A 26,261-nucleotide genomic window follows, 5' to 3' on the forward strand; every position below is an offset into this window, starting at 1 on the left:
TGATACCGCTCGAAGTGAACTTTTGGGGACAGTCCCTTTTGATTCGCGATGGCGCACATGCGCCATCGCGAATCAAAAGGGACTGTCCCCAAAAGTTCACTCGCACGGTATACTGAACCCATGAAAGGCGAACAGACATACGATTCCGAAGCGTTCGCCTCCGCGCTGCTCGGCGCTTGGAGGGGACCGGCTATCGGGTTGCTCGACCTCGATGCGTTCTTTGCAAGCGTGGAGCAGCTCGATCATCCCGAATGGCGCGGAAAGCCGGTCATCGTGGGCGGCAGCCCCGAGGAGAGGGGCGTGGTCTCGACGGCCTCCTATGAGGCGCGGCCCTATGGCGTGCACTCTGCCATGCCCTCCGCCCAGGCCAAGCGGCTCTGCCCCCATGCGATCTGGACCAGGGGCCATTTCGATCGCTACCGTGAGATGAGCTCGAAGGTCATGGCGATCCTGTCCGACGAGACGCCGTTTGTGGACCAAGTATCCATCGACGAGGCGTTTTTCGACATATCCCCGGGAAGATACTCAGCTGAAAGCCCCGTGGAGATCTGCCGGCGCATCTCGCGACGCGTCAGCGAGCTCGGCGTGACGTGCTCGATCGGGCTCGGCTGCAACAAGACGGTGGCGAAGATCGCAAGCGAGCGCGACAAGCCGCGGGGCCTGACCGTCATCGTCCCCGGCACCGAAGAGGGATTTTTAGCCCCCTTGCCCGTCCGGGCCATGAGCGGCATCGGCAAGTCAGCGGAAGCGTCGCTTGCGCGCATCGGCATCCATACGCTCGGGCAGCTCGCGCGCGCCGACGTCCGCATCCTTCGTCAGGTATTCGGCGTCAACGCGGAGATGATGCAGCTTCGCGCAGCCGGTAAAGAGCACAGCTCCGTTACCCCGATCGATGCGCCCGACGAGGTGAAATCGGTCAGCAACGAGAGGACCTTCGGCGAGGACCTGACCGATCGCGCCGACGTGAACGCCGCGATCGCCCTACTCGGGGAGTCGGTCGGAAGGCGTCTTCGCAAGCGTGGGCTCGCGGGGCGCACCGTGACGCTCAAGATCAAGTTCTCCTACGGCAAGGGCAGGACCATCCAGCGCAAGCTCCCCCATCCCACCGATGACGAGAACGTGTTCGTCCCCGTCGCTTTAGAGCTGCTCGATTCCATCTGGACGCCCGGCATGCATATCCGCCTGGCCGGCTTGGGTCTCAGCGACTTCGATATGTCGGGAGGCGTCCAGACGGACCTGTTCTGCCCGGTCGACGAGCGCGGCGTCCAGACCAGCGATCGACGCGAGCTGTCCGTGACCATGGAGAAGGTGCGGGAGAAGTTCGGCAGGGACGCCGTCGGCTTCGGTCGCGCCGCCCGCTTCCACGACGCTGTCGTGCGCCGGGACAAGTAGCACAGGGACCCTCCGGACGATGCGCATCCATGAAGGGCTGCGTCAACCGAGAAAAAAGGCCGGCTCGTGGCCGGCCATGAATCAGTCCTCGTAGCGGGTGATGGGCGCATCGCCCCAAAGCTTTTCCAAGCGATAGTACTCGCGCGCCTCGGGCGTGAAGACGTGCACGAGAACCGAGCCGTAATCCATGAGGATCCACGTGCCCTCCTCACGGCCCTCGATGGAGAACGGGTGCTCGCTGAACGCCTTGGCAACCTTCTCCTCAACCTCATCGACGATGGCGTCCACGAGACGGTTGTTCGAGCCGGTGGCGATCACGAAGTAGTCGCACACATCGGAAAGCTCGGTGAGGTCGAGGACGCAGACGTCCTCGCCCTTCTTATCGGAAGCCGCCTGGGCGGCGACGGCGGCAACCTCCGCCGCCTCGATACCGGAGGAAGAGGCGGAAGCGGCCGTGCGATCGGAGGACAGGCCGAAGCCCTCGAGCATGGCGTCGGCGTCGGCCGCAGAGACGGCCTCGGGCGTATCGATGATCTCGGTGTCAGACATACCGTGCCTTTCTAGCGCGCCAATTCAAGCGCATAGTGGTTGTAGATGGTGATAGCCGTCGGATACAGATATCTCCTCGTATCAATAACATACACGAGACCGCCGGCAAAGCACTCAAAGAACAGATGCGCAAGATCGAGTTTTCCGACCTGGGCGCGAAGCCTCTCCGCGTACGCGCCCTTGCGCATGGGCTCGATGGCGTCTGCCACGAACACGACCATGTCGAGGTCGGTCATGTCCTCGGCGCCGACGGTGTGCCGAGCGATCGCCTGGAACACGCAGGAGGGCAGCTCCCCAAACAGCTGGGGCAGCTCGATCGCGGCGACGGGACCGTGCAGGAGGGCGACGCTGTTGGCGGGAGAGCCGGCGACCTCGATGCCGTACTGAGCGGCGCGCGCGAGCAGTTCGGCCTCGTCGAGCACCTTGTCCCAATCGTGCACAAGGCCCGCCGCCTCGGCGAGAAACGGATCCACACCGTAGGTCTCGGCAAGGGACGCCGCCGTGCGCGCGACGCCGAGCGAATGGTTCCGGCGCTTGCGGTGGTCGGCCATGCGAACGTCAAGCATCTCGCGCATGCGGGCAAGATACGCCTGGCGGTCTTCGATCTCGTAGAACTCTGATGAGGACAAGGCCCCTCCTCTTTTCCTTACATCTTCGCCACGCCGTCGACGCGCTCGACGACATGCCTATTGTACAGGCCGTTTTTCCGGATATACCCGATGACTGACTCGCTCGTCAGATATCGCACGCTCTTTCCGCGGCTGACGCGCTCGCGGATGTTCGATGAGCTGATGGCGAGTGCCGGGATCTCGATGTAGCGGACATCGAACGGCACGCCCGAGGCGGATATGCGGGAGCGCGCCGTATCGATATCGTATCCGGGACGAGTCGCCGCGATGAACGTCGCGAGTTCGGCCATCTCGGATGCATCGTGCCAGGTGACGAGATCGGCCACGGCATCGGCGCCCGTGATGAAGAACAGCTTCACGTTGGCCGGGTAGTGCTCGCGCAGCGCACGAAGCGTATCGATCGTGTAGGTGACACCCTCCCGGTCGATCTCGAAGCGACTCGCATCGAACGCCGTGTTCGCCGCGGTCGCCAGCACGGTCATGGCGTAGCGGTCCTCGGCGTCGGTCACGTCGAGGTCCTGCTTGAACGCCGGCTTGCCCGCGGGCATGAAGAGCACGAGATCGAGCGCGAGCGCCTCGCGCGCCTGCTCGGCGGTGACCAGGTGCCCGTAATGGATGGGGTCGAAGGTGCCGCCCATGATGCCGAGACGGTACTCCCGCTCGGGGTCGGCCCCCATCTCCGGCAGCCGCGGCAAAGCGCTTTGAACCATGTCGCTACTCCCCCGCCAGCTCGTCGTCCTCGTACTCCTCGTAGACGCTCTCGTCCGCCCCCTCGTAGGCAAAGGAGTACCCCGAGATGCGCACCTCGTCTCCGGCTTCGCAGCCCGCGTCCTCGAGCGCCTTGTCGACACCGATGCGCGAGAGGCGATGCTGAAGGTAGATGACGGCCTCCTCGTTCTCCCAGTCAGTCTGCACGCAGAGGCGCTCGACGCCCGTGCCCATGACGCGCCAGATTCCAGGCCCCTCGCCGACCACCTGGAACTGGCGGTCGCGCTGATGGCGCCTGCGCTCCCACAGCTCGCTGAAATCCTCGGTGGGCTCGTCGGTCTCGGCGAGCTCGCGGCGCAGCTCGGCCACGCGTTCGCCGACGGCGAGCATAAGGGTCTGCAAACCGGCTCCGGTCAGCGCCGACACCGCGAAGAACTCATGGCCGTCCTCCAGCACCGCCTCCTTGAGGCGCGCGACGCGCTCGGTCATGCCGCTCATGTCGCACTTGTTGGCGACGACGATCTGCGGGCGCTCGGCGAGCGCGGAGGCGTATGCGGCTAGCTCGCTGTTGATGATGCGGTAGTCCTCGACGGGGTCGCGGTCCTCAAAGCCGCCGGCGATGTCGATGACGTGCATGATGAGCGCCGTGCGCTCGATATGGCGCAGGAACTGGTGCCCCAGGCCGCGGCCCTCCGCGGCGCCCTCGATCAGGCCGGGGACGTCGGCGACGACATACGAGTAATCGCCGGCGCGGACGACGCCGAGATTGGGCACGAGCGTGGTGAACGGGTAGTCGGCGATCTTGGGGCGGGCGGCGCTCATGCGCGCGATGAGCGATGACTTGCCGACGCTCGGCATGCCGACGAGCGCCGCGTCGGCCATGAGCTTCATCTCGAGCTCAATCCAGTGCTCCTCGGCGGGCTCGCCCTTCTCCGCGAACGCGGGGGCGCGCCGGGTCGGCGTCACGAAATGGGTGTTGCCTCGTCCCCCGGTACCGCCGGGAGCGACGATGACGCGCTCGCCGTCATGCGTGAGGTCCGCGATGTCGAACATGACCTCCTGCGTGTCGGGATCGAGCTCGCGGACGACGGTGCCCATGGGGACCTTGAGGATCAGGTCCTCACCGTTTTTGCCGTCACGCCTAGAACCCTGGCCGTGCGTGCCGCGCTCGGCACGGAAATGGTGCTTGAAGCGGTAGTCGATCAGCGAGGAGAGCTGCGCGTCCGCCTGGATGACGACGTTGCCGCCGCGACCGCCGTCGCCGCCGTCAGGACCCCCTTTGGGCACATAGGCCTCTCGGCGAAACGACATGCAGCCGGCGCCGCCGTCGCCGCCTTTGACGTTGATGCGGCAGATATCTGTGAACTGGGACATCGCGGCCCCCTTTCGGGTCGATCTATCGATGCGTAGGTGCGCCGCGCGCCCGCGCGGCAGAAGCTGACACCATGATAAAAGAAGACCCTTGGAACTCAGTCCAAGGGCCTCCCTGAGATGCGTGATAATGAAGGGCAGCGGTTACGCGGTGACCTCGGTCGGACGGACGCTGACGCGGTGCTTGACGCCACGCGTGTACTCGACGGTGCCGTCGACGAGAGCGAACAGGGTGTCATCCTTGCCGCGACCGACGTTGGCGCCCGGGTGGATGTGGGTGCCGCGCTGACGGACGAGGATGGTGCCGGACGTCACGACCTGGCCGGCATAACGCTTGCAGCCAAGACGCTGGCCGCGGGAGTCACGACCATTACGGGACGAACCAAGGCCCTTTTTGTGTGCCATGTTGAACTACCTTCTTTCTACAGTTCGCGACTGCGCTACTCAGCCGTGGCCTCGGTCTCGGCAGCCTTCTTGGCGCGCGAGGTGGCCTGGACCTTCGTGATCTTGATACGGGTCAGCTGCTGGCGATGGCCCTGGGTGCGACGATAGCGCTTACGCTTGTGGAACTTGAAGACAAGCACCTTCTCGCCCTTGAACTGCTCGACGATCTCAGCAGTGACCTTAGCCTTCGCAAGCTTGGCAGGATCCGTGATGATCTTCTTGCCATCGTTCAGGAAGAGCACGGGGAGCTCGATCTTGGTGCCGACCTCGCCCTCGATCTTCTCGACGTTCAGAACATCATCGGTGGCGACCTTATACTGCTTGCCGCCGGTTGAAACGATTGCGTACATTGTTTTGCCCTTCATGCATCAGTTAGTGCAACAGCCGAATATCCTAACAGGTGGTGTATTGCGCGTCAACAGAGCACGTCAAGATATGCCCTGCTAATTCACAAGGACGGCACAGACGAGACGGTCAGAGGAGCAGCGGGTGTCTCGTCGGTACGTATCGGACTCAAGAGGGATCCGTCAGAATCTTCAACGTACTGGGCAGTCCGGCAGATAGCATAACGCGAAATCGCCGCCAAATCCTGGATTCCCGTCGAAACGATAGGACCTTCACGTTTAACCTGAGGTGTAAGGCTTCTATCGAGCGCCGCGAGCAGGATCTCGGGCCTCAAGGACCCCTCGTTGCTGATACGCGTGTCGAGGAGAAGCTCGATGCCCCCTCCCTCGAGGTCGACGCAGGTGAATCCGACGAGCGTTCCGGCAAGATCGAGCACCTTGCGCTTCTTGCCGCGGGCATAGGGGATCTCGCCGAGCCCGACGATGCCGTCGAGAAGCGCGCGGACCTCGTCGGCGTCGAATGAGAAGCCGTCGGCGCGCGTCAGCTCGATGCGGTACATGGCGCGCGTGATCTCCGCGGTCAGCGCGGGGGCGCGAACGTCGAGGTAGCATGCGCGCTGCGCGGCCAGGTCCGCAGGGGCCGACGCCGTCAGACGGGCGAGCGCTTCTCCGGCCGACACGTACTCCGTCATGAACAGGTCGAAGTACTCCGCCTCGGACGAGGTGCCCACCGGCAGCGCCGAGGTGACCCCCAGGCGCATATGGGGTGAGAAGCCCTGCGTGACCGCATAGGGCAGCTGGGCGCGCCGGACGATGCGCTCGAGGGTGTGGAGCACCTCGAGATGGCCGAGATAGGCCAGGCGCCCGCGTTTGACATATTCGGTGCGAAGCCTGAACAGACTCGCGGCGTTGGGATCGCTCATGCGCGCTCACCTGCCAGGATGTTGTCTGCGTGCAGGGTCGGGCAGACGCCGCAGCCCGTGCAGGACGTGCGCGAGCAGTCTGCCGTGGTCGTGCCCTCGAGGGCCTTGCGATACTCGCGGAGTAGGTACCCGCGCGAGACGCCGGGGCTCACATGCTCCCACGGCAGCCGGGCGTCCAGATCGAACGGCTCGGTCGCCACCTCGCGCAGGTCGATGCCCGCCTCCGCAGCAGCTTCCTCCCAGCGGGAGAGGTCGAACTGCTCGGTCCAGGCGTCGAAGCGCGCACCGCGCCTCCAGGCGCCCAAGATCACCGGCGCGATATCGCGACCGCCGCGCGAGAGGACCGCCTCGAGCAGCGAAGTGTCGGCGTCATGGTAATGCACGCGCACGGCGCGGTTGCGCACGCTGCGCAGAAGCAGCTGCTGGCGGCGCTTCACCTCGTCGTCGGGGGTCTGCGCGCACCACTGGAACGGCGTGGCGGCCTTGGGGATGAAGACCGAGCAGGAGATGGACACCGAAACGCCACCGCGCTGAGCGGGCGGAACGACTTCGCGGGCGATCTCATAGGTGCGGTCCGCGAGGTCCGCGATGGCCACGATATCCTCATCGGTCTCGCCGGGAAGCCCCATCATGAAGTAGAGCTTCACGCGGCGCCAGCCGGCCTCGAAGGCCGCGCGCGTCGCGCGCTCGAGGTCGTCCTCGGTGACGTTCTTGTTGATGACGTCGCGCAGGCGCTGGCTTCCCGCCTCGGGCGCGAACGTCAGGCCGCCCTTCTTCTCCCCCGCCACCTGCAGCGCCATATCGATGCCGAAGGAGTCGAGGCGCTGGGAGGGTATGGAGATGCGGATGCCCGTGTCGGCAAGCCGACGGTTCAGGCGGGAGAGGACCTCGGGGCAGCACGAATGGTCGGTGGTGGACAGCGAGGTCAGCGACACCTCGTCGTATCCGGTCTTCTCCAGGCCGCGCATCACCGCGGAGACGATCTGGTCGGGCGTGCGCTCGCGCACCGGGCGGTAGGTCATCCCCGCCTGGCAGAAACGGCAGCCGCGCGCGCAGCCGCGCAGGACCTCGATGGACAGGCGGTCGTGGACGAGCTGGGCGAAGGGGACCACGGATTGGGGAACCGGGTCGGTGGCGCCGAAATCGGCGACGACGCGCTTGTGGACGACCTCGGGAACATCCTCCCCTGCACGCGGGACGGTATAGCCGTGCGGCGTGCAGGCCTCGTCGTGCCGCACCTCGTAGAGGCTGGGGACGTACGTGCCGGGAATCTTGGCGAGCTCGCGCAGGATCTCGAGGCGCGTGGCGCCCGCGTCGCGCAGGCGCTCGTGGGCGCGGCACACCTCGACGATGTGCTCCTCGCCCTCCCCGATCAGGAACGCATCGATGAAGGGGGCGAGCGGCTCGGGGTTGTAGACGGAAGGGCCGCCGGAGATCACCAGCGGGTCGTCCTCGCCGCGGTCGGCGGCGTGCAGCGGGATGCCCGCAAGATCGAGCGTCTCGAGCATGTTCGTGCAGGCCATCTCATGGGGAAGGTGCAGGCCCACGACATCGAACGACGACAGCGGCGCCGCGCCCTCGAGGGACAGCAGCGGCACGCCGGCCTCGCGCATGGCGTCCGCCATGTCGATCCAGGGAACGTATCCGCGCTCGCAGGAGATGCCCTCCTGCTCGTTCAGGACGGCGTACAGGATCGCGATGCCCTGGTTGGGCAGGCCGACCTCGTAGACGTCGGGATACACGAGGCAGACGCGGTAGTCCGCCTCGGCAGACGAGCGCGTACCCCACTCGTGATCGATATAGCGGCTCGGCTTCTCCACGCGCGCGAGCAGGGGCTCGAGCTCAGGGAAGCGGTTCTCGTACGGTGTTCTCACGCGACCTCCGGATTCCAGTCGGTATCGATGTCGGATGCATCCGCACCCGTTCCAGCGACCCCCGAAACGACGCTGCGCGCGCCGCTGACGATCTTGCCCATGAGGTCGTTGACGGGCGTGTAGTCGACATCGTGCTCGTAGACCGCCATGAGCGCGCGGCCGATGGCGACGGTGCCTCCCGCGGCGACAAGGCCCTTGACGACAAAGCCCATGCGCGGCACCTGCTTGGTCGCCGCGCGCGCGGCGGCGCGCAGGATGAGCCCGGACCCGAGGACGCCCGCGACCTCGTAGGCGCGCTCGATGCGCAGCGGCTTTCCGAACACGGAGGCGAGGTCCAGCAGCATGCCGATCTGGGCGAGCGTCATGACCGGATAGTCGGCACCGGGAATGAAGACGAGCGCGCCGGTGGCGAGGTTCGTCAGGGCGCAGGAGGTGATGATGCGGTTGGACGCGGCGACGCGCATGAACGCGAAATTGGAGGCGAACGCCGTCATCTTCTCGGTGCGGTCGAGGATCCAGCGCGCGAGCGTCTCGAGCAGATGCGTCTTGTTCGTGGACGCGATCATGCCGAGCATGGGCGTGTCGGCCTGGATGAAAGGCGCCTCGACGCTGGACTCGCACACCACGACGGTCGGCGCGCCCGCGACCACGATCGCCTGGACCGCAGCCTGCAGATCGGCCGAACCGCACGTCAGCACGATGGAGATGTCCGTGTCGGACTTGACGGACGTGGAGCCGGCGGAAAGCCTGGAGACGCGCACGATGGCGGACGTCGTCTGGGGAACGAAGGCCTCGCGGATCGTATCGATCAGAAACGGCGTCGCCGTGTCGTCGACGAAAACCGATACGCGCACCGGCTCATCGGAATCACGCAGGGTCGACACCCCCATCTTGAGCGCCTCTCCGATTCGATTGATGGGAAGGTGCATGCTTAAACCTCCTTATTGGTCTAGGCGGCCTTTGAGCGGGTACGCCAAATGGACTGGACGATGCCGACGTTGGCCATCTGCATGAGCATGGAGCTCGAGCCAAAGCTGATGAACGGCAGCGGGATGCCGGTGATGGGCATCAGGCCGATGCACATGCCGATGTTCTCGAGGATCTGGAACAGCCAGATACCCACGATGCCGACGGCGGCCAGCTTCAAGAATAGCGAATCGGTGCGATAGGCGACGCGGATAGTGGAGAAGATGAGGACCGCGAACAGGGCGAGCAGGATGAGCGCGCCCGCGAAGCCGAACTCCTCGGAGAGCAGCGCGAACACGAAGTCGGTGTGCGCTTCGGGCAAGAAGCCCTCGCCCGCCTGCGAGGCCGCGCCGATGCCCTTGCCGAAAAAGCCGCCGGAGCCGACCGCGATGAGGGACTGCATGAGGTTGTAGCCGGCGCCGGAAGTGTCGGCGGTGGGGTCGATGAAGACGAGCAGGCGGTTCATCTGGTACTGCTTCAGCAGCATGTCGCGGCCGAAGATGCTGTCGACCACAGAGTCCGCGGCGAGGAGCAGCGCGACCAGACCGATGAGGATGGCTATGGTCGACAGGACCCATTCCTTCTTGGGACCGCTCATCATGATGACGACGGCACCCGAGAAGAACACCACGAGTCCGCTGCCGAGGTCGCCGGCAAGCAGGATGCAGCCGAAGGGCACCGCGAGCATGCCGCAGAGCTTGACGTACTCGCGCACCGAGTCGATCTGGCCGTTGTACTGCGCACCGAGCGCCGAGATGATGAACACCGTGAGGATCTTCGCGAGCTCGACGGGCTGGAACGTGAGCCCGATGAACGGGATCTGAATCCATCCGGTCATGCCCATGGCGTTATAGGACAGGCCGGGGATATAGGGAGAGAAGATGATCGCGATGTCGAGGACGAGCAGCGCGGTCGAAAGGTTCGCAAACCCCCTGAAATCGAACTTCCAGCATATGATGCCGAGGATGGCTCCCAAGCCGATGCCGAGCAGATGACGCGAGAAGGACGCGTCGGCGATGGTGAGCGAGGCGGTCCAGATGACGACCGCTCCGTAGGCGATCAGGGCGATCGCGGAAAGTAGCACGGGGATGTTGATGGAGCGCTGAAACGAGCCGCGGGTCGCCGTCAGCGACTTGTTCACGCGCTTCAGGGATTCGGTTGAGGTGGCAGCCTGAGCCATAGTCCCTCCTTACTCGTTAGCGTGAGCCGTCGCCGGCGGTGGCGGCCGCCGTATCGGGCTGGTCGTATATGGCGCCGAGCACGTCGCGGACGCCGTACAGCGAGGAGTTGGAGCCGAAGCCGCCCTGCTCGACGAGGCAGGCGACGACGTATTTCGGGTTGCCGGCAGGCGCATAGGCGACAAACCAGCCGTAGTCGTCCTCACCGGTCTTCTGGCCAGTGCCCGACTTTCCCGCGACCGTCACGCTCAGGTTCGTGAAGTGGGAGGCCTGGGACGCGGACTCCTCGTAGATGACGCCGACAAGGCCGTCTTGCACGAGGTCGAGATCGGACTGCTGGCGGAACTCGCCCGTCAGGCGCTCCCTGGGCTCGTAGGTCACCGCGTCTCCCGAGCCGTCGCGGCTGACGGCGGACAGGAACACATGCGGCACGAACTCCTTGCCTCCGTTGGCGATGCCCGCGTAGGCGCAGGCGATCTGCAGGGGCGTCACGAGGATGTCGCCCTGGCCGATGACGATGTTGCACATGTCTCCGGGGTTCCAGGTGCGGTCGGCATCCTCCCAGTTGGAGAAGTAGTCGTACTTCCACTGCGCATCGGGGACGCGCCCGGAGCTCTCGCCGGGCAGGTCGACGCCCGTCGACTCTCCGAAGCCCCAGCGGCGAAACACCTCCTGCAAGCCCTCGGAGTTGTTCTCGGAGTAGTAGAAGCCCTTGCCGATCTCGTAGAACACCGTGTCGCACGACATGACGATGCCGTTGCGCAGGTTGATGGTGCCGTGGCCCGAGTGGTCCCAGCACCAGCGGCCGTTGCCCTCGCCCATGCCGGTCCACCAGCCCACGCAGTCGGTCGTCTGCGTCGAGGTGAAGATGTCGTACTCCAGCGCGGCGAGCGAGGAGAAGGGCTTGATGGTCGATGCGGACATGTACTCGCCGGCGATGGCGCGATTGATCATGGGGTGGCCGCCGTCGTCGCTGTTGAGCGCGCTCCAGTCGTCATTGGACACGCCGCCGATGAAGACGGACGGGTCGAACTTGGGCGCGCTCGCCATGCCGAGGATCTCGCCGTTCGTGCAGTCGAGGCACACGCAGGCGCCGCGGGTACCGTTCTCGTTCCCGAACTGCTTGGCCATCTCCATGGCGTGCTGGAGGCCGTCCTCGCACGCCTGCTGGATCTTGAGGTCGAGGGTGAGCTTGATGTCGCTGCCGGGCTCGGGGGGCACGGCGCCGGTGGAGCCGGTCACGTTGCCCGAGGCGTCGACCTGGACGGTCTGCTCGCCTCGGATGCCCTGCAGAAGACTCTCGTACTGGATCTCGACGCCCGCTTGGCCGACGATATCGCCCGATTCGTAGGTGATGGTCCCGGGGGACTCCTCGCCGGCCTCCTGCGCCTCCTGCTGCGCGGACAGCTGCTCTTGCGTGATAGTGCCCGTGTAGCCGAGCACGTGCGCGGCGAGCTCGCCGTGGGGGTACAGGCGCTCGGTACGCTCGACGACCTCGACGCCGGCGAAATCCGCTGGATGCTCCTGGATGTAGGCGACCGTGGAGCGGCGCACGTCGGAGGCGATGGTGTGCAGGCTCTGCGCCCCCTGGTTGTAATCCTGGATGTTGCGGCGCACCGCGATGTAGGGCATGCCGAGGACGTTGGCGAGGTGACGGACCAAGACGGTATCGTCGGCAAGGTCGCGGTAGGCGGCGACCGTCAGGCTCGCGCGGTTCGTGACCAGCGGCTCCCCGTTGCGGTCGAGGATGCGCCCGCGCGGGGCGGGCGTGGTGACGGTTCGGGTCTGGTTCTGGACGGCGAGCTCCTCGTAGTAATCCGAGGAGACCATCTGCATGCTCCACAGCTTGGCGATGATAGCGGTGAAGATCGCGCCCGCTCCCGCGGCGAGCATGGTGAAACGGCCCTTGAACGCCGTTCCCTGGGTGTTGCCCTCCCCTTCCGTGGCGCGCGGGCGCGTGCCGTGCTGGGTGTCATAGGTGAATTTGCCGCCGGCGCTCCTCAGATACAGCAGCGATGCGATGATCACGACGAAGAGGATGATTCCGGCGATGATGACAACGATCTGCGCATCCATCGCGAGGTCTCCTTACTTCAGTACCTTGTAGCGCGTGCTGCGGCCGGGACGCGTGCGGGCCGAGAACCCGCGCTGGGAGGACCCGGATCCGCTCGCCATGAGAAAGAGCACGGCGACGAGGGCGTCGAGCACGGTCGAGGCGATCCCGTGCCCGAAGAGCGCCCAGATCAAATCGGTCTGCACGCCCATGAGAAACAGGCAGAGCCCGTAGAGAAGGTTGACGGCCATGATCGCGATGACGGCGAAGCGCACCGATTCGCGCGTGAAGCCGCCGAGGGCGCCATGCGCCGCGGAGGATACGCCGAAGCTCGTGACCGTCAGCAGCAAGGACATGAGGCCCACGGGAGCCGACGAGGTCAGGTCGAAAAACAGGCCGGAGAAGAACCCGATGAACACGGCGCTGTGCGGCTCGAAGGTGAGCGAGAGCACGATGGCGAGCGCCAGCATGAAGTTGACGGTGCCGCCCGCAATGCTGATCTGCGGGGCGAGGGCGATCTGCAGAAGGACGGCCACGACGGCGAGGGCGCGATAGCGCGAGGGCGAATAGGAAGATTCTCTCAGTTGCATCGTCGCGCCTCCCTACTCTTCAGTCGATTCGTCCGTGGTATCTGAGCTATCTTGCCCGTCTGTGGAGCCATCTTCCCCTGTCTGGTCGGACTCCTGAGAATCACCATCGCCCGTGCTCGTCTGAACGCTGTCGATGTCGTTGGCGGCGGCGATATCCTCGTCGGTGGCGCGCTGGTCGTCGGACAACGCGGTGATGACGAGCACCTCCTCGTTGTTCTCGGTCGATGCGCTCGTGCGCACGACGATGTCGTAGTACACGTCGTTGTCGCGCCGCTCGACCGAGGAGACGGTGCCCAAAGGCAGGCCCTTGGGGAAGACGCCGCCGAGTCCGGAGGTGATGACGATGTCGCCCACCTGGACGTCGTAGTCGGTCGAGACGTATTCGAGCCGCAGGCTGCCGTCGGCCTGGCCGCGCAGCATACCCTGAGCCCGAGAGCTCTGGACCATGGCGGACACGCCGGACGTCTCGTCGTTGATGAGCAGGACCGTGGAGGAAGACAGCGCGACCTCGGTGATCTGGCCGATGACGCCGTAGGCGTTGCAGACGGGCATGCCGATCTCAAAGCCGTCGAGAGAGCCCTTGTCGATGGTGACGGTCTGCGACCACGCGTCGGAAGAGCCGCCGATGATGCGCGCCGCGGTAGACTGCAGGTTGTAGGTCGACTGCAGGCCGAGCAGGCCCTCGAGCCGCTCGGCGGTCTCCTTGGCCTCCGCAAGCTGGGCGACCTGCCCGGTCAGCTCGGCGTTCTGCTGCTTGAGGTCGCTTAGGGTCTCCTGCGACGCCGTGAGGTTGGAGAAGATGTTGCCGAGGGCGTTGAACGGGGAGGCGACGACTGAGCCGACGTAGCGCACGGGGCTCGTGGCGGTGACGACGCCGGAGCGGACGGCGTGGATGGGCCCCGCCTCTCCCTCACGGATGTAGAACGTGAGCAGCAGGACCGACAGCACGCAAAAAACAATCAACGGGGCGAGTCCCGTTGATTGCTTCTTTGTATTCAAATGGGATGATGGGTACTTCTGAGTACGGGGCAAACGAAGTCAACCTTCCGACGTTAAGCGTTGCTCTGAACAAATCCGCCATCGAACGCGTTGGCCTCAAGCACGCGCGCGCAACCGTTCACGACGTTGTCGAGGGCAGTCGGGCTCACGTTGACGGCGACGCCGGTCTCATCGCGCAGGCGAACGTCGAGACCGCGCAGCAGCGCACCGCCGCCGGTCAGCAAGATGCCGTAGTACATGAGGTCGCTTGCCAGGTCGGGCGGCGTGGCGTCGAGCGCCTCCTTGACCGCCTTGGTCATCTCGTCGAGCGGCTTGTTGAGGGCGCGGCGGATCTCCTCGCTCTCGATGCGCACCGTCTTGGGAAGACCGGAGATGACGTCGCGACCGTTGACCTCGACGTCGAGCTCGTCTTTGAGCGGCACGGCGGAACCGACCTTGATCTTGATATCCTCGGCCGTGCGCTCGCCGATGGCGAGATTGTAGGCGTCGCGGACGTGGGACAGGATCGCCTGGTCGAACTCGTCGCCCGCGATGCGGATGGACTGGGACACGACGATGCCGCCCATGGCGATCACGGCGACCTCGGTCGTGCCGCCGCCGATGTCCACGACCATGGAGCCGGTGGGCTCTTCGACGGGCAGGTCGGCGCCGATGGCTGCTGCCATCGGCTCCTCGATGAGGTATGCCTGGCGCGCGCCGGCCGAGATCGTGGCCTCGAAGACCGCGCGCTTCTCGACGCTCGTCACGCCGGACGGCACGCACACGACGACGCGCGGACGGGGCGTCCAGGGATAGCGCTTCTCGCTCGCCTTGTCGATGAAGTAGCGCAGCATGGCCTCGGTCACGTCGAAGTCGGCGATGACGCCGTCCTTCAGGGGTCTGACGGCGACGATATTGCCCGGCGTGCGGCCGAGCATGCGCTTGGCGTCGATGCCGACGGCCAAGATGCGCTCGTCGTTTTTATCGATGGCGACGACGGACGGCTCGCGGATGACGATGCCCTTGCCGCGCACGGATACCAGCGTGTTGGCCGTGCCCAGGTCAATAGCGAGGTCTCCCCCGTACTGACCAAATAACATGTCCATCAAAGAAAACAAAACCGCTCCTGTAGGTCTTGTGGTACGTGCAGTGCCGTGGCACACGTTGTATGAAGTGTAGTGCAGAGCGGCGCGTGCTCGGGGGCACAGACGCCGCTCTAGCAAATATTACATGGTATCGGCGGTGCCGTCCGCGGCGTCCCCGTCGGTCGCGCCTGCGGTGTCATCGGCGGACTGATCGGTCGAGGAGGAGTCGTCGGTGCCGGTGGCGTCAGGCGCGACGTCGGTGGAGTCCAGGTCGGTGGACAAAGAGCCCGTATCCGAGCCGGTCGCATCTGTGGCAGTGCCGGTCGTGTCGACCGCCTGCTGGTCATCGGTGCCGAAGTCCATGGTGAGCGACTCGACAGCCCATCCGATGTGGTTGGAGCTGCGGACGAGGTGGACCTGATAGGTCACCGTGCCGCCCTGGGGCATGGTGACGTCGACCGTGGCGTCGCTTTCGGTCATGCCGGCATCGAGGCCCGTGACGGTCGCCGTCGCGTCGCCCAGGCCCTCAAGGGACGAGGTGATCATGGACTTGGCGTCATCGGACAGGTTCGGCGAGAGGTACTGGTTGGCATCCTCGCCGCTGTTGACCGCCTGCAGCAGGCCGGAGATGGCGTCCTGCTGCGAGGGGAAGCCGAATCCGCGGGTGTAGGCGAAGCCAAGGCCGCCTGCCGCGATGATGATCAGCAGGAGCAGGACGATGAAGACCTTCAGGCCCGTGTGGCGCTTCTTGCGGCGGATCTTGGTCTCGCGACGGTCCTGCTGGATCATCTCGGACTCGGTCATGGTGAAAAAGCCGGTGTCGGAGGGGTCGGGCATGAAGCCGCCGGTGCTCCCCGTGGGATCGAGCGGGTCGACGGGCTGCGGCGCGCCAAAGGCCGCAGCCGGGGCGGCAGCCTGCCTCTGCGCCACGATGGCGGCGCGGTTGGCGACGTCCTCCTTGGCCTGCTCGAAGGCGGCCTGCTGATCGGAATCGAGCTGATAGATGCCATCGGATGTCGCGCGGTTGAACGCATCGACGGCGTCGTTGGAGCGACCGGCCGCGGCGTACGCGATACCGAGGCCGGCCTCGATGGCACGCGGGTCGTCATGCGGGCTCACGTAATCGAGCGCCGTGAGGTAGGACTCGACCGCATCGGCGGGACGGCCCAGCTTGACGAAGCAGTCGCCCAGGCTCGCCAGGGCGGAAGCCGGGGCGGGATTCGCCCCGTCGATGGCAGCCGACCGGAACGCGACGCCGGCATCGGTCACGCGGTCGAGCTTGAGCAGCGCGTTCGCAAGACCGAGGTAGGCCTTGTACGGGGTCGCGTAGGAGGCGTCCTTGGTCGCGGCGGTGAAGGACTCGACGGCCGCCTCGTAGTCACCGCGGGCAGCCTGGGCCTTGCCGCGGTTGGTGAGCAGCGCGCCCGCTTTGCCGTATGCGGCGTCCTCGAGAGCCTCGGTGTAAGCGGCCTCGGCATCGGCGTACAGGCCGAGCTTCATCAGGGCGTTGCCGCGAAGGTGGTCGACCTCGCCGGCCACCTCGCCGGGCTCCTTGCATGCCAAAAACATGCTCGCTGCCGCGGAATAGTCACCCGAGCGCAGTGCTGCACGGGCACGATCGAAATACTGTGCGTTCACTAGAGCTCCTTATGGACGATGTCGACGTGGACGATCTCGTCGCCTGCACGCAGCTGGGAAATGACCTCAAGGCCCTCGAGGGTCTGGCCGAACACGGTGTAGCCCGAGTCAAGCCCGTGCTGGGGACCAAGGCAGAAGTAGAACTGGGACCCGGCGGAATCGGGATCCATGGAACGGGCCATCGCAAGCGCACCGTCATCGTGGCTGTTGTTGGGATTGGTGGTGAACTCGCCTTTGATGCAGTATCCGGGGCCACCCGTGCCCGGGCGTCCGGAGGGTCCGGCCTGGCCGGCGGCGACCTGCTCGGGCGTCATGTCGCGCGTGTTGGGGTCTCCGCCCTGGATGACGAAACCGGGGACATAGCGGTGGAACTTCAACCCATCGTAGAAGCCACCCTGCGCGAGCTCGCAGAAATTGGCGACGTGGATGGGGGCGCCGGCGCCATCAAGGCGAACGCGGATAGTGCCCTTGGACGTCTCGATCACCGCTACTTCGTCACCAGCAACTTCGTAAGCGGGGGTATACAGCTTCTTTCCGAACATACGGAGACCCCTTCTGCTCAAATTGACAACGTATCCCGTCAATTCTAGCAAATACCGCTGGATTCATAACAATGGCAAGGAAATTGTGAGGTTCAGGGTCGCGCGGAGGCGAACCGAAGCGGCCATCGCGCGGCAAGGATGCGTGCGTCGGAGCCTCCACTCATACTAAAAATGCACCCCGGCGAATAACCGGGGTGCTGCGAATCACTCGTTTGCGGCCTCCTCGGGCGGGAGGGGACGCCATTCGTTGACGTAGGCATCGAAGTTCTCGAGGTCCTCGTTGCCGGCGCGGCGCATAGGCGCCAAGATCTCGTCTTGCTGCGCGGTCGTCGACTCCCCTTCGGGTATCGCAAGCGATACGTCCCAGGACTCGCAGATCTGGTTGACGCGGCCGTACATCCATTCGGCGAGCTGGCGCAGATGGTCGATCTCCTCGGTGTAGACGGTCGTCTCGGACACGTTGAGGTTGTCGAGCTCATCGATCGTGGCCTGGATGGAATCGCGCAGCGAGTATGCGGATTTCGAGCGCTGCTGGCGAACGGACAGGTCGGGGTCGAGATACCACCCGTTGAACGCGTCGATCACCTCGCCGATCGCCTCTGCGGAATCGTAGGAGACGATGCGCTCGTAGATCGTCGTCAGCTGGATATACACCTCTTCGTCGGTCAGCGTGCGCTGCTCGGAAGCGTCGTCGCCCGCGGCGTCTCCCACCGTATCGGTCGGCAGTTCGCCGTTCTCGCCCACCTGCCTGCTCGGGAACGTATCGCTTGCGGCCTGTTGGAACGCATGGTAGAACCCGGGCATGACGCCCAGGGGGTCCTTGATGATGAAAACCGCCGCGCCGCCGATCAGGGCGAGCACCACGAGGGTGATGATGAGGCCCTTATACGAGCGCTTATGCGGATGATAGGGGTCCTCATCTGCGGGACGGGCCTTCTTGGCGCGCCGTTTGCCCTGCGCCTCCTCAAGATCGCTCCTGTTGAGCACGTTCGTCTCGGAGGGGTCGACCGAATCGTCGAGCGCGCGCGCGACGGAGACCGGCTCGGCCCCCGGAACCTCGGTCTGGATGAGGTTTTTCGTCAAGCGGGGAAAGCTCGCCGTCTTGCCGGCGGCGAGGTCGGATGAGGAGGACTCGGTGGACAGGATGCCCGGGGCCGGACGGCCGCACTTGGGGCACGTGCGGTCATGGACGGACAGGCGGGCGCCGCATCCTTCGCAGAACACGAAATCGGAGCTCGATGATCCGCCGACATACCCATGGCAGTGCGGGCAGAACGTCTCCCCGTCATCGATTGTCTTCAGGCAGTGCGGACAGATCACAGCATCCCCATTTCGCGTACGTTCATCAGGTGATCAGGCGTCGCGCATCAGCGCGACTGTGTACTAGGATACCACCTCGTTGTGCAGACCTTGAGCCGGCGGGAGCATGCACGAAAGATATGTTACCGGCCGGCTTGCGACGTATCGTCGCGCGACGCCGGGCGCGAGCGCTTCCCCATCGAGACCTTGATGCCCGAGGAGGATTGCACCACACGGCGCTGGCGCTTGCGGCGCGCGGCGTCAGACTCCGATTTGACCGCCTTCGAGGCGGACACCTGGGCACGAGACAGGTCGCGCTGCTCGCGATGGCGCGAAACCATGCTGGTCACGGTGCGAATCCCCCTGCGCGCGCTCGACCCGGTCGATGTCACCCTGTGGGAACCGCGGCCCAGCGACATCTTGACGCCGCGCCCGAACCCCGTGGCGGAACGGCTGCGCTTGGCGGCCGCCCGGTCGACGACGCGCGCCACGGTGAAGAACAGGACGATGCCGACGAGGGCTGAAACAAGCGTTGAGGCGATAATGGGCACCGAGAGCGCCGCGATCGAGAAGAACTCGGGGAACAGCACGATGGCGCACGCGAGGCCCACGACGACGAAGATGAAGACCGCGAGGCGCAGCCGCGTGAAGGGATAGGAGATGCGCCAGATCAGGCTGCAGCCCACCGCCGCCGTCGAAATGAGGCACATCGTCGAGAGCGCCTGCTCGCCAAGGCCGAAGTTGCCGGCGACGAGCATGCACAGGCAGCACGAGACGAGCACGGCGAGCGAGGCGGGACACGCGCGCTTGAGCACGTTCGTGAGGAACTTGCCCTGCACGCGCGCACGGTTGGGCTCGAGGGCGAGCACGAAGCTCGGGAACCCGATGCAGAAGAAGTTGATGACCGTCATCGTGATGGGCTGGAACGGATAGGGCGGGAAGAAGATGCAAAGCGCCGCGAGGCCCATCGAGAAGAGCGTCTTGGTGAGGAACAGCGCGGCGGATCGCTGCAGGTTGTTGATGGAGCGGCGGCCTTCCGCCACGACCTCGGGCATCGAGGCGAAGTCGTTGTCGACGAGCACGATCTCGGCGACGTTGCGCGCCGCGTCGGAGCCGGCGGCCATCGCGACCGAGCAGTCCGCCTCCTTCAGGGCCAAGACGTCGTTGACGCCGTCGCCGGTCATCGCCACCGTGTGGCCGCGCTCCTTGAGGGCGACGACGAGCTCGCGCTTCTGCTGGGGCGTCACGCGCCCGAACACGTGGTAGCGATCGATCGCCGCCTCGATCTTGGCGGGGGTGTCGAGCGAGGTGGCGTCCACATACGACTCGGCCCCCGGCACGCCGACCACCTTGGCGATAGAGGACACGGTGCGCGGGTCGTCGCCGGAGATGACGTTGAGCGTGACGCCCTGCTGGCAGAAATAGCGGATCGTGTCCGCGGCGGAGGATCGGATCTCATCGCGGATGGTGACGAATCCGATCGGCTGGGCCTCCCCGATCATATCGCCCTCATCCGTGAAGCCGTCGACCCTGGCGATCACCAGAACGCGGCAGGTCTCCGCGAGGGCGAACACCGCGTCGCGCACGACGCCGAACGCGCGCTCGGGCAGGCAGAACTGCGCGGCGCCCATGATATAGGCCCCCTCGGCAAAGGAGGCGCCGCTCCACTTCTTCGTCGACGAGAACGGAACGACGGCGAGGGCCTGGAGCTCGCCGGACGTGCGCTTGGCGTAGTAGTCGAGGATGGCGCGGCAGGTCTCGTTCGCGTCGGCAGATGTCGCGCGCGCGATGCCGGCAAGCGCCGCGTCGATGCCGGCGGCGCGCTCGGGCTCGATGTCGGCGAGCGGGACCGCCTGGCCGTTGTCGCCCACGGCGTAGACGCCCTCGACCTCCATGCGCCCCGACGTGATGGTACCGGTCTTATCGAGGCACAGCACGTCGACGCGCGCAAGCGTCTCGATGCAGTACAGCTGCTGCGCGAGCACGTTCCGCCTCGCGAGGCGGAACGTGGCGATGGCGAGAACCGAGGAGGTGAGCAGCACGAGGCCCTGGGGAATCATCCCGAGAAGGGCGCCGACCGTGGAGAGGATCGCCGCGCTGACCTCGCCCCAAGCCGCAGAGCCGGAGAACAGCCAGGTCAGGATGGAGGCAGCAGACCCTCCCGCCGCCGCGGCCCAGCGCGCGTACGACTCGTAGGCGCTCGACAGGAAGAGCGCGATGCCAAGCGGGAGCATGATGGCGCTCGCGAACCGCACGATGGCGTTCAACGCGTTCATGATCTCGGAGTTGACCTTCTTGACGTACTTCGCCTCGTTGTTGATGCGCGCGACGTAGTTGTCGGCGCCGACGTGCTCGACACGGGCGCACACGACGCCCGAGTCGACGAAGCTGCCGCTCATGAGATGGCTGCCGGGGATCTTGCGGATCAGGTCGCTCTCGCCGGTCAGCAGGCTCTCGTTGACCTGGGCCTCGCCTTGGACCACGACAGCGTCCGCGGGAATCTGGTCTCCGCGCCCGAGGCGGACGATATCGTCCTTGACGATCTGCTCGAGATCGATCTCGGACTCCTCCCCGCCGCGGATGACGCGGGCCCGCTTGCTCACAAGCAGGGTGAGCTTGTCGACCATCCGCTTGGAGCGCAGCGACTGGAAGATCCCGATGCCCGTGTTCAGAATCACGATCAGCAGGAAGGTGAGGTTCTTGAACGACCCCGTGATGATCACGAGCACCGCGAGGATCACGTTGATCAGGTTGAACAGGGTGAGCGTGTTCTCGATGATGAGCTCGCGAACCGACTTGGTCTTGAGCTCCATGTTGACATTCACCTGTCCGGCATCGATGCGCTGCTGGACCTCGTCGAGGGAAAGGCCGGAAAGCGGCTCTCCCGCCGCTGCGGCGTATGAGTCGGGATCGTGGGTTGCCATGGCGCTCCTTGAACATCACGGTCGGCCAATATGAAAAGAGAACCAGCGCCGTCATCCGACGCGGTTCTCAACAGACTCGCTTGGTGCCCCATGTTGGATTCGAACCAACGGCCTTCTGCTCCGGAGGCAGACGCTCTCATCCCCTGAGCTAATGGGGCGCAACGCAATCGATTATAGCGACCGAGCGCGGGGCGCGCCACTATCCACACAAGTCCCATGCGTGAACTTTCGGCGGCGAACTTTTAGGGACAGTCCCCTTTGGTTCACGGCGGCGCACGTGCGCCGCCGTGAACCAAAGGGGACTGTCCCTAAAAGTTCGCCCCGGAGGCTACGAACAGATTAAAGTTGAACACTGCAGTGCAGCAGAGCGAACGTTTGGTATACACTGCCCTATTACCCTGACCGGAAAGGAGCGCCATGATCGCCATTCTGCGCAAAAGCGCATCTGACGACGCCGTCAACCACCTTGTCTCTTGGATCGAGAAGAAGGGTCTTCAGACCAACGTGTCCTATGGCGAGAACGAGATCGTTATCGGACTCGTCGGCGACACGACCAAGATAGACCCGTTTCTGCTGGAGTCCATGGACATCGTGGAGCGCGTTCAGCGCGTCTCCGAACCGTTCAAGAAGGCGAACAGGAAGTTCCATCCCGCCGACACCGTGGTCGACTGCGGGCACGGCGTGAAGATCGGCGGGGGCAACTTCCAGGTTATCGCGGGCCCCTGCTCCGTAGAGGGCAAGAACCTCCTGACCATCGCCCGGCGCGTGAAGAAGGCGGGCGCCACCATGCTGCGCGGCGGCGCGTTCAAGCCCCGCACCTCGCCCTACGCATACCAGGGCATGGGGACCGAGGGTCTCGATTTGCTCATCGAGGCGGCAGGAGAGCTCGACATGCCGATCGTGACCGAGGTCATGGACCCGCGCGATGTCCAGCTGTTCGTGGACCGCGGCATCGACGTCATGCAGATCGGCGCGCGCAATGCGCAAAACTTCCCCCTGCTCAAAGAGGTCGGAAAGACCACGACCCCCGTCCTTTTGAAGCGCGGCATGTCGGGCACGATCGACGAGCTGCTCATGGCAGCCGAGTACATCATGAGCGAGGGCAACGAGAACGTGATCCTGTGCGAGCGCGGCATCCGCACGTTCGAGACGCGCACGCGCAACACCTTCGACCTGAACGCGGTCCCCGTCCTCCACTACCTGTCCCACCTGCCGGTCGTGGCCGACCCGAGCCACGCGACCGGCTACACCCGCTACGTGGAACCCATGGCGCTCGCCGCCTGCGCCGCCGGTGCCGACGGCCTTGAGATCGAGGTGCACGACTGCCCGGAGAAAGCGTGGTCGGACGGCTCCCAGGCGCTCACCCCGGATCAGTTCGACCGCACGATGGACCGCATCCGGGCCATCCGAGCCGTCATCTCGACGGGCGATGATCAATCATGACCACCCGGGCGCAGGACATGCGCATCGGCATCGTCGGCCTGGGTCTCATCGGGGGCAGCTTCGCCCGCGCCTACCGCGCGGCCGGGGCGACGGTCTTTGCATACGACACGAGCGCCGACACCATGGACGCCGCGCGCATAGAGACGATCGCCGGCGAGCTCGACGAGCGGACCATCCCCGAATGCGACCTGATCGTGCTCGCCGCCTACCCCGGCGCCTGCACCGCATGGCTTAAGGAGCACGCCGAACTGCTCGGATCCTGCTCCGACCCGGCTGCCGGAACGGGCCCGGTGGTCATCGACACCGCCGGCGTCAAGACCGCCGTCTGCGAGCGCGCCTTCGAGCTCGCGCGCGACCATTCGTTCGCGTTCGTGGGAGCCCACCCCATGGCAGGAACCGAGAACTCGGGTTTCGCCTTCGCGCGCGCCGACCTCTTCTGCGGGGCCCCCATGGTGCTCACGCCGCCGCCCGTCGACGACATCTCACGCCTGACGCTTCTCGACCGCGTGAACACGCTGCTCGCGCCGCTTCGCTTCGGCACGTTCAGCGTCACGACGCCCGAGGCCCACGACGCGGTCATCGCGTTCACGAGCCAGCTCGCGCACGTCGTGTCCAACGCGTACGTCAAGAGCCCGACCGCGCAGGTCCATCATGGGTTCTCGGCGGGGAGCTATCGCGACCTCACGCGCGTCGCCCACCTGAACCCGTCCATGTGGGCAGAGCTCATGTGCGACGACGCGAAGAACCTGAGCCAGGAGATCACCTGGCTCATCGATGCGCTCTCCGCGTATCGCGACGCGCTCGATGCGGGCGACCGGGACCGGCTCCGCATGCTGCTCGCCGAGGGCGACCGCATCAAGCGGAGCCTCGACGACGCCAACGAACGCGCATCGTAATCCACCGAAAGGCCGAATATGTATATCCTCGACATCGATACCAAGCAGCCCTATCGCGTCTATATCGGCACGATGCTGCTCGAGCAGGCCGGCACGCTGACGCGCGAGGCGTGCGGCGGCGAGCGTGCCGTGATCGTCACCGACACGAACGTGGGCCCGCTCTATGCGCTGCCCGTGCGCAAAAGCCTGGAAGAGGCCGGCTACGCGGTCGACGTGTTCACGTTCGAGGCGGGTGAGGAGCACAAGCGCGCCGACACGTACGTCTCGATCCTCGAGTTCATGGCCCGCCATGAGATGACCCGCTCCGATGTGGTCGTCGCCCTGGGCGGCGGCGTCACCGGAGATATGGCCGGCTTTGCCGCGGCAACCTATATGCGCGGCTGCAGCTTCGTGCAGGTTCCCACCAGCCTGCTCGCCATGGTCGACTCCTCGGTCGGCGGCAAGTGCGCCATCGACCTCGCGGCGGGAAAGAACCTCGCGGGCGCCTTCTGGCAGCCCAAGCTCGTCATCGCCGATATCGGCTGCCTCGCCACGCTCGAGCGCGAGCAGTTCGCCGACGGCTGCGGCGAGGTGATCAAGCACGCGGCCATCGCCGACGCCGACCTGTTCGAGGAGCTGGAGCGCACGCCGCTCACGCTCGACCTCCTGATGGAGGACGTCTCGCGCGTCGCTTTGCTCGTTGCGCGCAACATCGACATCAAGAGGGCCATCGTGGTGGCCGACGAGCGCGAATCGTCCGTACGCAAGCTGCTCAACTTCGGGCACAGCATCGGCCATGCGGTGGAGGCGTCCGAGAGCTACCGCCTCGGGCACGGCACGTGCGTTGCCATCGGCATGAACCTCATCGCGTCGGCGTCCGCGCACCGCGGGTACTGCGACGCCGAGGTGCCTTCGCGCATCCGCTCCCTGACTGCCGCCCATGGGCTCCAGAACACCTGCAGCCGCAACGTCGAGGAGATCTACGCCGCGGCGCTCCATGATAAGAAGCGTCGCGGGGATTCGATCGACCTGGTCATCCCGCATGCCATCGGCGCGTGCTCCATCGAGCCCACCGATCTGGAGGAATTCCGCTCGATCATTTCCGAAGGACTCGAGATGCAGGAGGGTGACATCGCATGCTAGCCCGCATTACCCCGACCCCGCTCGCCGGATCCGTCCCGGCTATCGCCTCGAAATCCATGGCGCACCGCCTCATCATCGCGGCAGCGCTGTCGAGCGGGACGACGCATGTCGTCTGCAACACCACGTGCGCGGACATTGACGCGACCGTGCGCTGCCTCACCTCGCTCGGGGCGCGCATCAACGTCGTCGACGACGGATATGAGGTCCACCCCGTTCCCAAGAGCATCGAGCTCGGCATCCTCAAGGCGTTCCAGGGCGCCAAGCTCGACTGCGGCGAGTCAGGAAGCACGCTGCGCTTCATGCTGCCCGTCGCCTGCGCACTCGGGGCGCAGGCGACCTTCGTCGGCGCCCAGCGCCTCGGCGAGCGCCCCCTCACGCCCCTCACCGACGAGCTCATGGCGGCAGGCTGTACGCTGTCCGCCGACGGCGGCTTCCCGCTCGTCACGTCGGGACGGCTGCGCCCGGGGCGTTTCGTGCTCCCCGGTACGGTGAGCTCGCAGTTCATCTCGGGTTTGCTGCTGTCGTTCCCCCTGCTGCCCGGCGACTCGGAGATCGAGGTGCACGGCCGCATCGAGAGCAGGCCGTATATCAACCTGACCGTGCAGGCGCTCAAGCTGTTCGGTGTCGACATCGCCATCGAGCGCATGACGGCTCCCAACGGGATCGACGACATCACGCGCTTCCGCTCGAGCGGCAACGTCTACCGCACGCCCGGCGAGGTCAAGGTCGAGGGCGACTGGTCGAACGCCGCCTTCTGGCTGTGCGCGGGAGCGCTCGGAAACGAGCCCGTCGAGGTCCGCGGGATCTCCCTGACCTCCGCCCAAGGGGACCGCAACGTGCTCGCCGCCCTCTCTCGTTTCGGCGCGCGCACGAAGCGCGCATCAGAAGCCGCCATCGTGCAACCGGACAACCTGCACGCCTTCTCGATGAGCGCGCAGGACATCCCCGATCTGGTGCCCGTCATCTCCGCCGTCGCGGCGTGCGCCGACGGCACGACTATCATTCGCGACTGCGCCCGTCTGCGCATCAAGGAATCCGATCGCCTGGCCACGACGGCATCCGAGCTCGCCGCGCTCGGCGCGCATGTCACCATCGATCATGACAGCCTCGTCATCTACGGGCAGGAGCGCCTGTCCGGCGGCGAGGTCGATTCGCACAACGATCACCGCATCGCCATGATGGCCGCCATCGCCGCCATCCGCTGCGACGGCGAGGTGCTCATCCATGGCGCCGAGGCGGTCCGCAAGTCGTACCCGGCGTTCTTCGACCACTACCGCATGCTCGGCGGACGCGTCGAGCTGACCGAGGAGTAG

The 26,261-nt window shown here is 65.5% G+C and carries 23 protein-coding genes and 1 tRNA gene; 5 read left to right on the plus strand and 19 right to left on the minus strand.

Annotated features, from left to right (window positions below):
- Positions 1-120 precede the first annotated feature (120 nt).
- Complete coding sequence (gene dinB / locus BN3789_RS07275) at positions 121-1,392, plus strand: DNA polymerase IV (protein WP_066832192.1); 1,272 nt, start codon at positions 121-123, stop codon at positions 1,390-1,392.
- An 81-nt stretch (positions 1,393-1,473) separates the two neighbouring features.
- Here dinB and rsfS read toward each other — a convergent pair whose 3' ends face one another.
- The 19 genes from rsfS to BN3789_RS07370 form a co-directional block, all read right to left on the minus strand.
- A complete protein-coding gene (gene rsfS / locus BN3789_RS07280) occupies positions 1,474-1,881 on the minus strand; it encodes a ribosome silencing factor (protein WP_187119131.1) in 408 nt (135 codons plus the stop codon).
- 71 nt (positions 1,882-1,952) lie between these two features.
- Positions 1,953-2,570: a bis(5'-nucleosyl)-tetraphosphatase (symmetrical) YqeK gene (gene yqeK, locus BN3789_RS07285; RefSeq protein WP_066832198.1), complete on the minus strand. Its 618-nt coding sequence runs from the start codon at positions 2,568-2,570 to the stop codon at positions 1,953-1,955.
- A gap of 17 nt (positions 2,571-2,587) precedes the next feature.
- Positions 2,588-3,280: a nicotinate-nucleotide adenylyltransferase gene (nadD, locus tag BN3789_RS07290; protein ID WP_066832201.1), complete on the minus strand. Its 693-nt coding sequence runs from the start codon at positions 3,278-3,280 to the stop codon at positions 2,588-2,590.
- A gap of 4 nt (positions 3,281-3,284) precedes the next feature.
- Positions 3,285-4,652, minus strand: coding sequence for a GTPase ObgE (gene obgE / locus BN3789_RS07295; RefSeq protein WP_066832203.1), 1,368 nt, complete (start codon positions 4,650-4,652; stop codon positions 3,285-3,287).
- Positions 4,653-4,793: 141 nt separating this feature from the next.
- Positions 4,794-5,054: a 50S ribosomal protein L27 gene (gene rpmA / locus BN3789_RS07300; protein ID WP_066832207.1), complete on the minus strand. Its 261-nt coding sequence runs from the start codon at positions 5,052-5,054 to the stop codon at positions 4,794-4,796.
- A gap of 35 nt (positions 5,055-5,089) precedes the next feature.
- Complete coding sequence (gene rplU / locus BN3789_RS07305; RefSeq protein WP_066832210.1) at positions 5,090-5,443, minus strand: 50S ribosomal protein L21; 354 nt, start codon at positions 5,441-5,443, stop codon at positions 5,090-5,092.
- Positions 5,444-5,541: 98 nt separating this feature from the next.
- Positions 5,542-6,360, minus strand: a complete 819-nt coding sequence (locus BN3789_RS07310; RefSeq protein ID WP_066832213.1) for a TIGR03936 family radical SAM-associated protein — start codon at positions 6,358-6,360, stop codon at positions 5,542-5,544.
- Positions 6,357-8,234, minus strand: a complete 1,878-nt coding sequence (locus BN3789_RS07315; protein WP_066832216.1) for a TIGR03960 family B12-binding radical SAM protein — start codon at positions 8,232-8,234, stop codon at positions 6,357-6,359. The genes BN3789_RS07310 and BN3789_RS07315 overlap by 4 nt, the downstream gene beginning before the upstream one ends.
- On the minus strand, positions 8,231-9,163 hold the full coding sequence (locus BN3789_RS07320) for a hypothetical protein (RefSeq protein WP_066832219.1): 933 nt from the start codon (positions 9,161-9,163) through the stop codon (positions 8,231-8,233). The genes BN3789_RS07315 and BN3789_RS07320 overlap by 4 nt, the downstream gene beginning before the upstream one ends.
- 20 nt (positions 9,164-9,183) lie before the next feature.
- On the minus strand, positions 9,184-10,380 hold the full coding sequence (locus BN3789_RS07325; protein WP_066832221.1) for an FtsW/RodA/SpoVE family cell cycle protein: 1,197 nt from the start codon (positions 10,378-10,380) through the stop codon (positions 9,184-9,186).
- A gap of 16 nt (positions 10,381-10,396) precedes the next feature.
- Positions 10,397-12,454, minus strand: coding sequence for a penicillin-binding protein 2 (mrdA, locus tag BN3789_RS07330; RefSeq protein WP_066832222.1), 2,058 nt, complete (start codon positions 12,452-12,454; stop codon positions 10,397-10,399).
- Between the two features lie 12 nt (positions 12,455-12,466).
- Positions 12,467-13,021 carry a hypothetical protein gene (locus BN3789_RS07335; protein WP_066832224.1) on the minus strand — a complete coding sequence of 185 codons (555 nt, stop codon included), beginning with the start codon at positions 13,019-13,021 and terminating at the stop codon, positions 12,467-12,469.
- A 12-nt stretch (positions 13,022-13,033) separates the two neighbouring features.
- Complete coding sequence (gene mreC, locus BN3789_RS07340; protein ID WP_079989173.1) at positions 13,034-13,984, minus strand: rod shape-determining protein MreC; 951 nt, start codon at positions 13,982-13,984, stop codon at positions 13,034-13,036.
- 89 nt (positions 13,985-14,073) lie between these two features.
- A complete protein-coding gene (gene mreB / locus BN3789_RS07345) occupies positions 14,074-15,105 on the minus strand; it encodes a rod shape-determining protein (RefSeq protein WP_066832225.1) in 1,032 nt (343 codons plus the stop codon).
- Between the two features lie 120 nt (positions 15,106-15,225).
- A complete protein-coding gene (locus BN3789_RS07350; RefSeq protein WP_066832227.1) occupies positions 15,226-16,722 on the minus strand; it encodes a tetratricopeptide repeat protein in 1,497 nt (498 codons plus the stop codon).
- Positions 16,722-17,264 carry a peptidylprolyl isomerase gene (locus BN3789_RS07355; RefSeq protein ID WP_066832229.1) on the minus strand — a complete coding sequence of 181 codons (543 nt, stop codon included), beginning with the start codon at positions 17,262-17,264 and terminating at the stop codon, positions 16,722-16,724. Before BN3789_RS07355 ends, BN3789_RS07350 begins: the two co-directional genes overlap by 1 nt.
- Before the next feature lie 204 nt (positions 17,265-17,468).
- Positions 17,469-18,584: a zinc ribbon domain-containing protein gene (locus BN3789_RS07360; RefSeq protein ID WP_066832231.1), complete on the minus strand. Its 1,116-nt coding sequence runs from the start codon at positions 18,582-18,584 to the stop codon at positions 17,469-17,471.
- 122 nt (positions 18,585-18,706) lie between these two features.
- Complete coding sequence (locus BN3789_RS07365; RefSeq protein WP_066832234.1) at positions 18,707-21,487, minus strand: HAD-IC family P-type ATPase; 2,781 nt, start codon at positions 21,485-21,487, stop codon at positions 18,707-18,709.
- An 81-nt stretch (positions 21,488-21,568) separates the two neighbouring features.
- Positions 21,569-21,645 (minus strand) — tRNA-Arg (locus tag BN3789_RS07370).
- Between the two features lie 259 nt (positions 21,646-21,904).
- Between BN3789_RS07370 and aroF the strand changes: the two genes are divergently transcribed.
- From aroF to aroA, 4 genes are read left to right on the plus strand one after another with little or no spacing between them, the layout of a single operon-like run.
- The gene (aroF, locus tag BN3789_RS07375; protein ID WP_066832236.1) at positions 21,905-22,930 is read left to right on the plus strand and encodes a 3-deoxy-7-phosphoheptulonate synthase; all 1,026 of its coding nucleotides are present in this window, start codon (positions 21,905-21,907) and stop codon (positions 22,928-22,930) included.
- Complete coding sequence (locus tag BN3789_RS07380; protein WP_066832238.1) at positions 22,927-23,826, plus strand: prephenate dehydrogenase; 900 nt, start codon at positions 22,927-22,929, stop codon at positions 23,824-23,826. The genes aroF and BN3789_RS07380 overlap by 4 nt, the downstream gene beginning before the upstream one ends.
- A gap of 18 nt (positions 23,827-23,844) precedes the next feature.
- Complete coding sequence (gene aroB / locus BN3789_RS07385) at positions 23,845-24,948, plus strand: 3-dehydroquinate synthase (RefSeq protein WP_066832240.1); 1,104 nt, start codon at positions 23,845-23,847, stop codon at positions 24,946-24,948.
- Complete coding sequence (gene aroA, locus BN3789_RS07390) at positions 24,942-26,261, plus strand: 3-phosphoshikimate 1-carboxyvinyltransferase (protein WP_066832247.1); 1,320 nt, start codon at positions 24,942-24,944, stop codon at positions 26,259-26,261. The genes aroB and aroA overlap by 7 nt, the downstream gene beginning before the upstream one ends.

Source organism: Collinsella ihumii, assembly GCF_900046475.1.
Taxonomy (GTDB): Bacteria; Actinomycetota; Coriobacteriia; order Coriobacteriales; family Coriobacteriaceae; genus Collinsella; species Collinsella ihumii.

What these genes read in the sequence shown, in the direction of transcription:
- aroF (WP_066832236.1), top strand. Translation starts at nt 21,905, where the DNA reads ATGATCGCCATTCTGCGCAAAAGCGCATCTGACGACGCCGTCAACCAC.
- mrdA (WP_066832222.1), bottom strand. Translation starts at nt 12,454, where the DNA reads ATGGATGCGCAGATCGTTGTCATCATCGCCGGAATCATCCTCTTCGTC.
- rpmA (WP_066832207.1), bottom strand. Translation starts at nt 5,054, where the DNA reads ATGGCACACAAAAAGGGCCTTGGTTCGTCCCGTAATGGTCGTGACTCC.
- nadD (WP_066832201.1), bottom strand. Translation starts at nt 3,280, where the DNA reads ATGGTTCAAAGCGCTTTGCCGCGGCTGCCGGAGATGGGGGCCGACCCC.
- BN3789_RS07325 (WP_066832221.1), bottom strand. Translation starts at nt 10,380, where the DNA reads ATGGCTCAGGCTGCCACCTCAACCGAATCCCTGAAGCGCGTGAACAAG.
- BN3789_RS07335 (WP_066832224.1), bottom strand. Translation starts at nt 13,021, where the DNA reads ATGCAACTGAGAGAATCTTCCTATTCGCCCTCGCGCTATCGCGCCCTC.
- BN3789_RS07320 (WP_066832219.1), bottom strand. Translation starts at nt 9,163, where the DNA reads ATGCACCTTCCCATCAATCGAATCGGAGAGGCGCTCAAGATGGGGGTG.
- BN3789_RS07365 (WP_066832234.1), bottom strand. Translation starts at nt 21,487, where the DNA reads ATGGCAACCCACGATCCCGACTCATACGCCGCAGCGGCGGGAGAGCCG.
- BN3789_RS07355 (WP_066832229.1), bottom strand. Translation starts at nt 17,264, where the DNA reads ATGTTCGGAAAGAAGCTGTATACCCCCGCTTACGAAGTTGCTGGTGAC.
- BN3789_RS07380 (WP_066832238.1), top strand. Translation starts at nt 22,927, where the DNA reads ATGACCACCCGGGCGCAGGACATGCGCATCGGCATCGTCGGCCTGGGT.
- aroB (WP_066832240.1), top strand. Translation starts at nt 23,845, where the DNA reads ATGTATATCCTCGACATCGATACCAAGCAGCCCTATCGCGTCTATATC.
- rsfS (WP_187119131.1), bottom strand. Translation starts at nt 1,881, where the DNA reads ATGCTCGAGGGCTTCGGCCTGTCCTCCGATCGCACGGCCGCTTCCGCC.
- BN3789_RS07310 (WP_066832213.1), bottom strand. Translation starts at nt 6,360, where the DNA reads ATGAGCGATCCCAACGCCGCGAGTCTGTTCAGGCTTCGCACCGAATAT.
- aroA (WP_066832247.1), top strand. Translation starts at nt 24,942, where the DNA reads ATGCTAGCCCGCATTACCCCGACCCCGCTCGCCGGATCCGTCCCGGCT.
- mreB (WP_066832225.1), bottom strand. Translation starts at nt 15,105, where the DNA reads ATGGACATGTTATTTGGTCAGTACGGGGGAGACCTCGCTATTGACCTG.
- obgE (WP_066832203.1), bottom strand. Translation starts at nt 4,652, where the DNA reads ATGTCCCAGTTCACAGATATCTGCCGCATCAACGTCAAAGGCGGCGAC.
- dinB (WP_066832192.1), top strand. Translation starts at nt 121, where the DNA reads ATGAAAGGCGAACAGACATACGATTCCGAAGCGTTCGCCTCCGCGCTG.
- rplU (WP_066832210.1), bottom strand. Translation starts at nt 5,443, where the DNA reads ATGTACGCAATCGTTTCAACCGGCGGCAAGCAGTATAAGGTCGCCACC.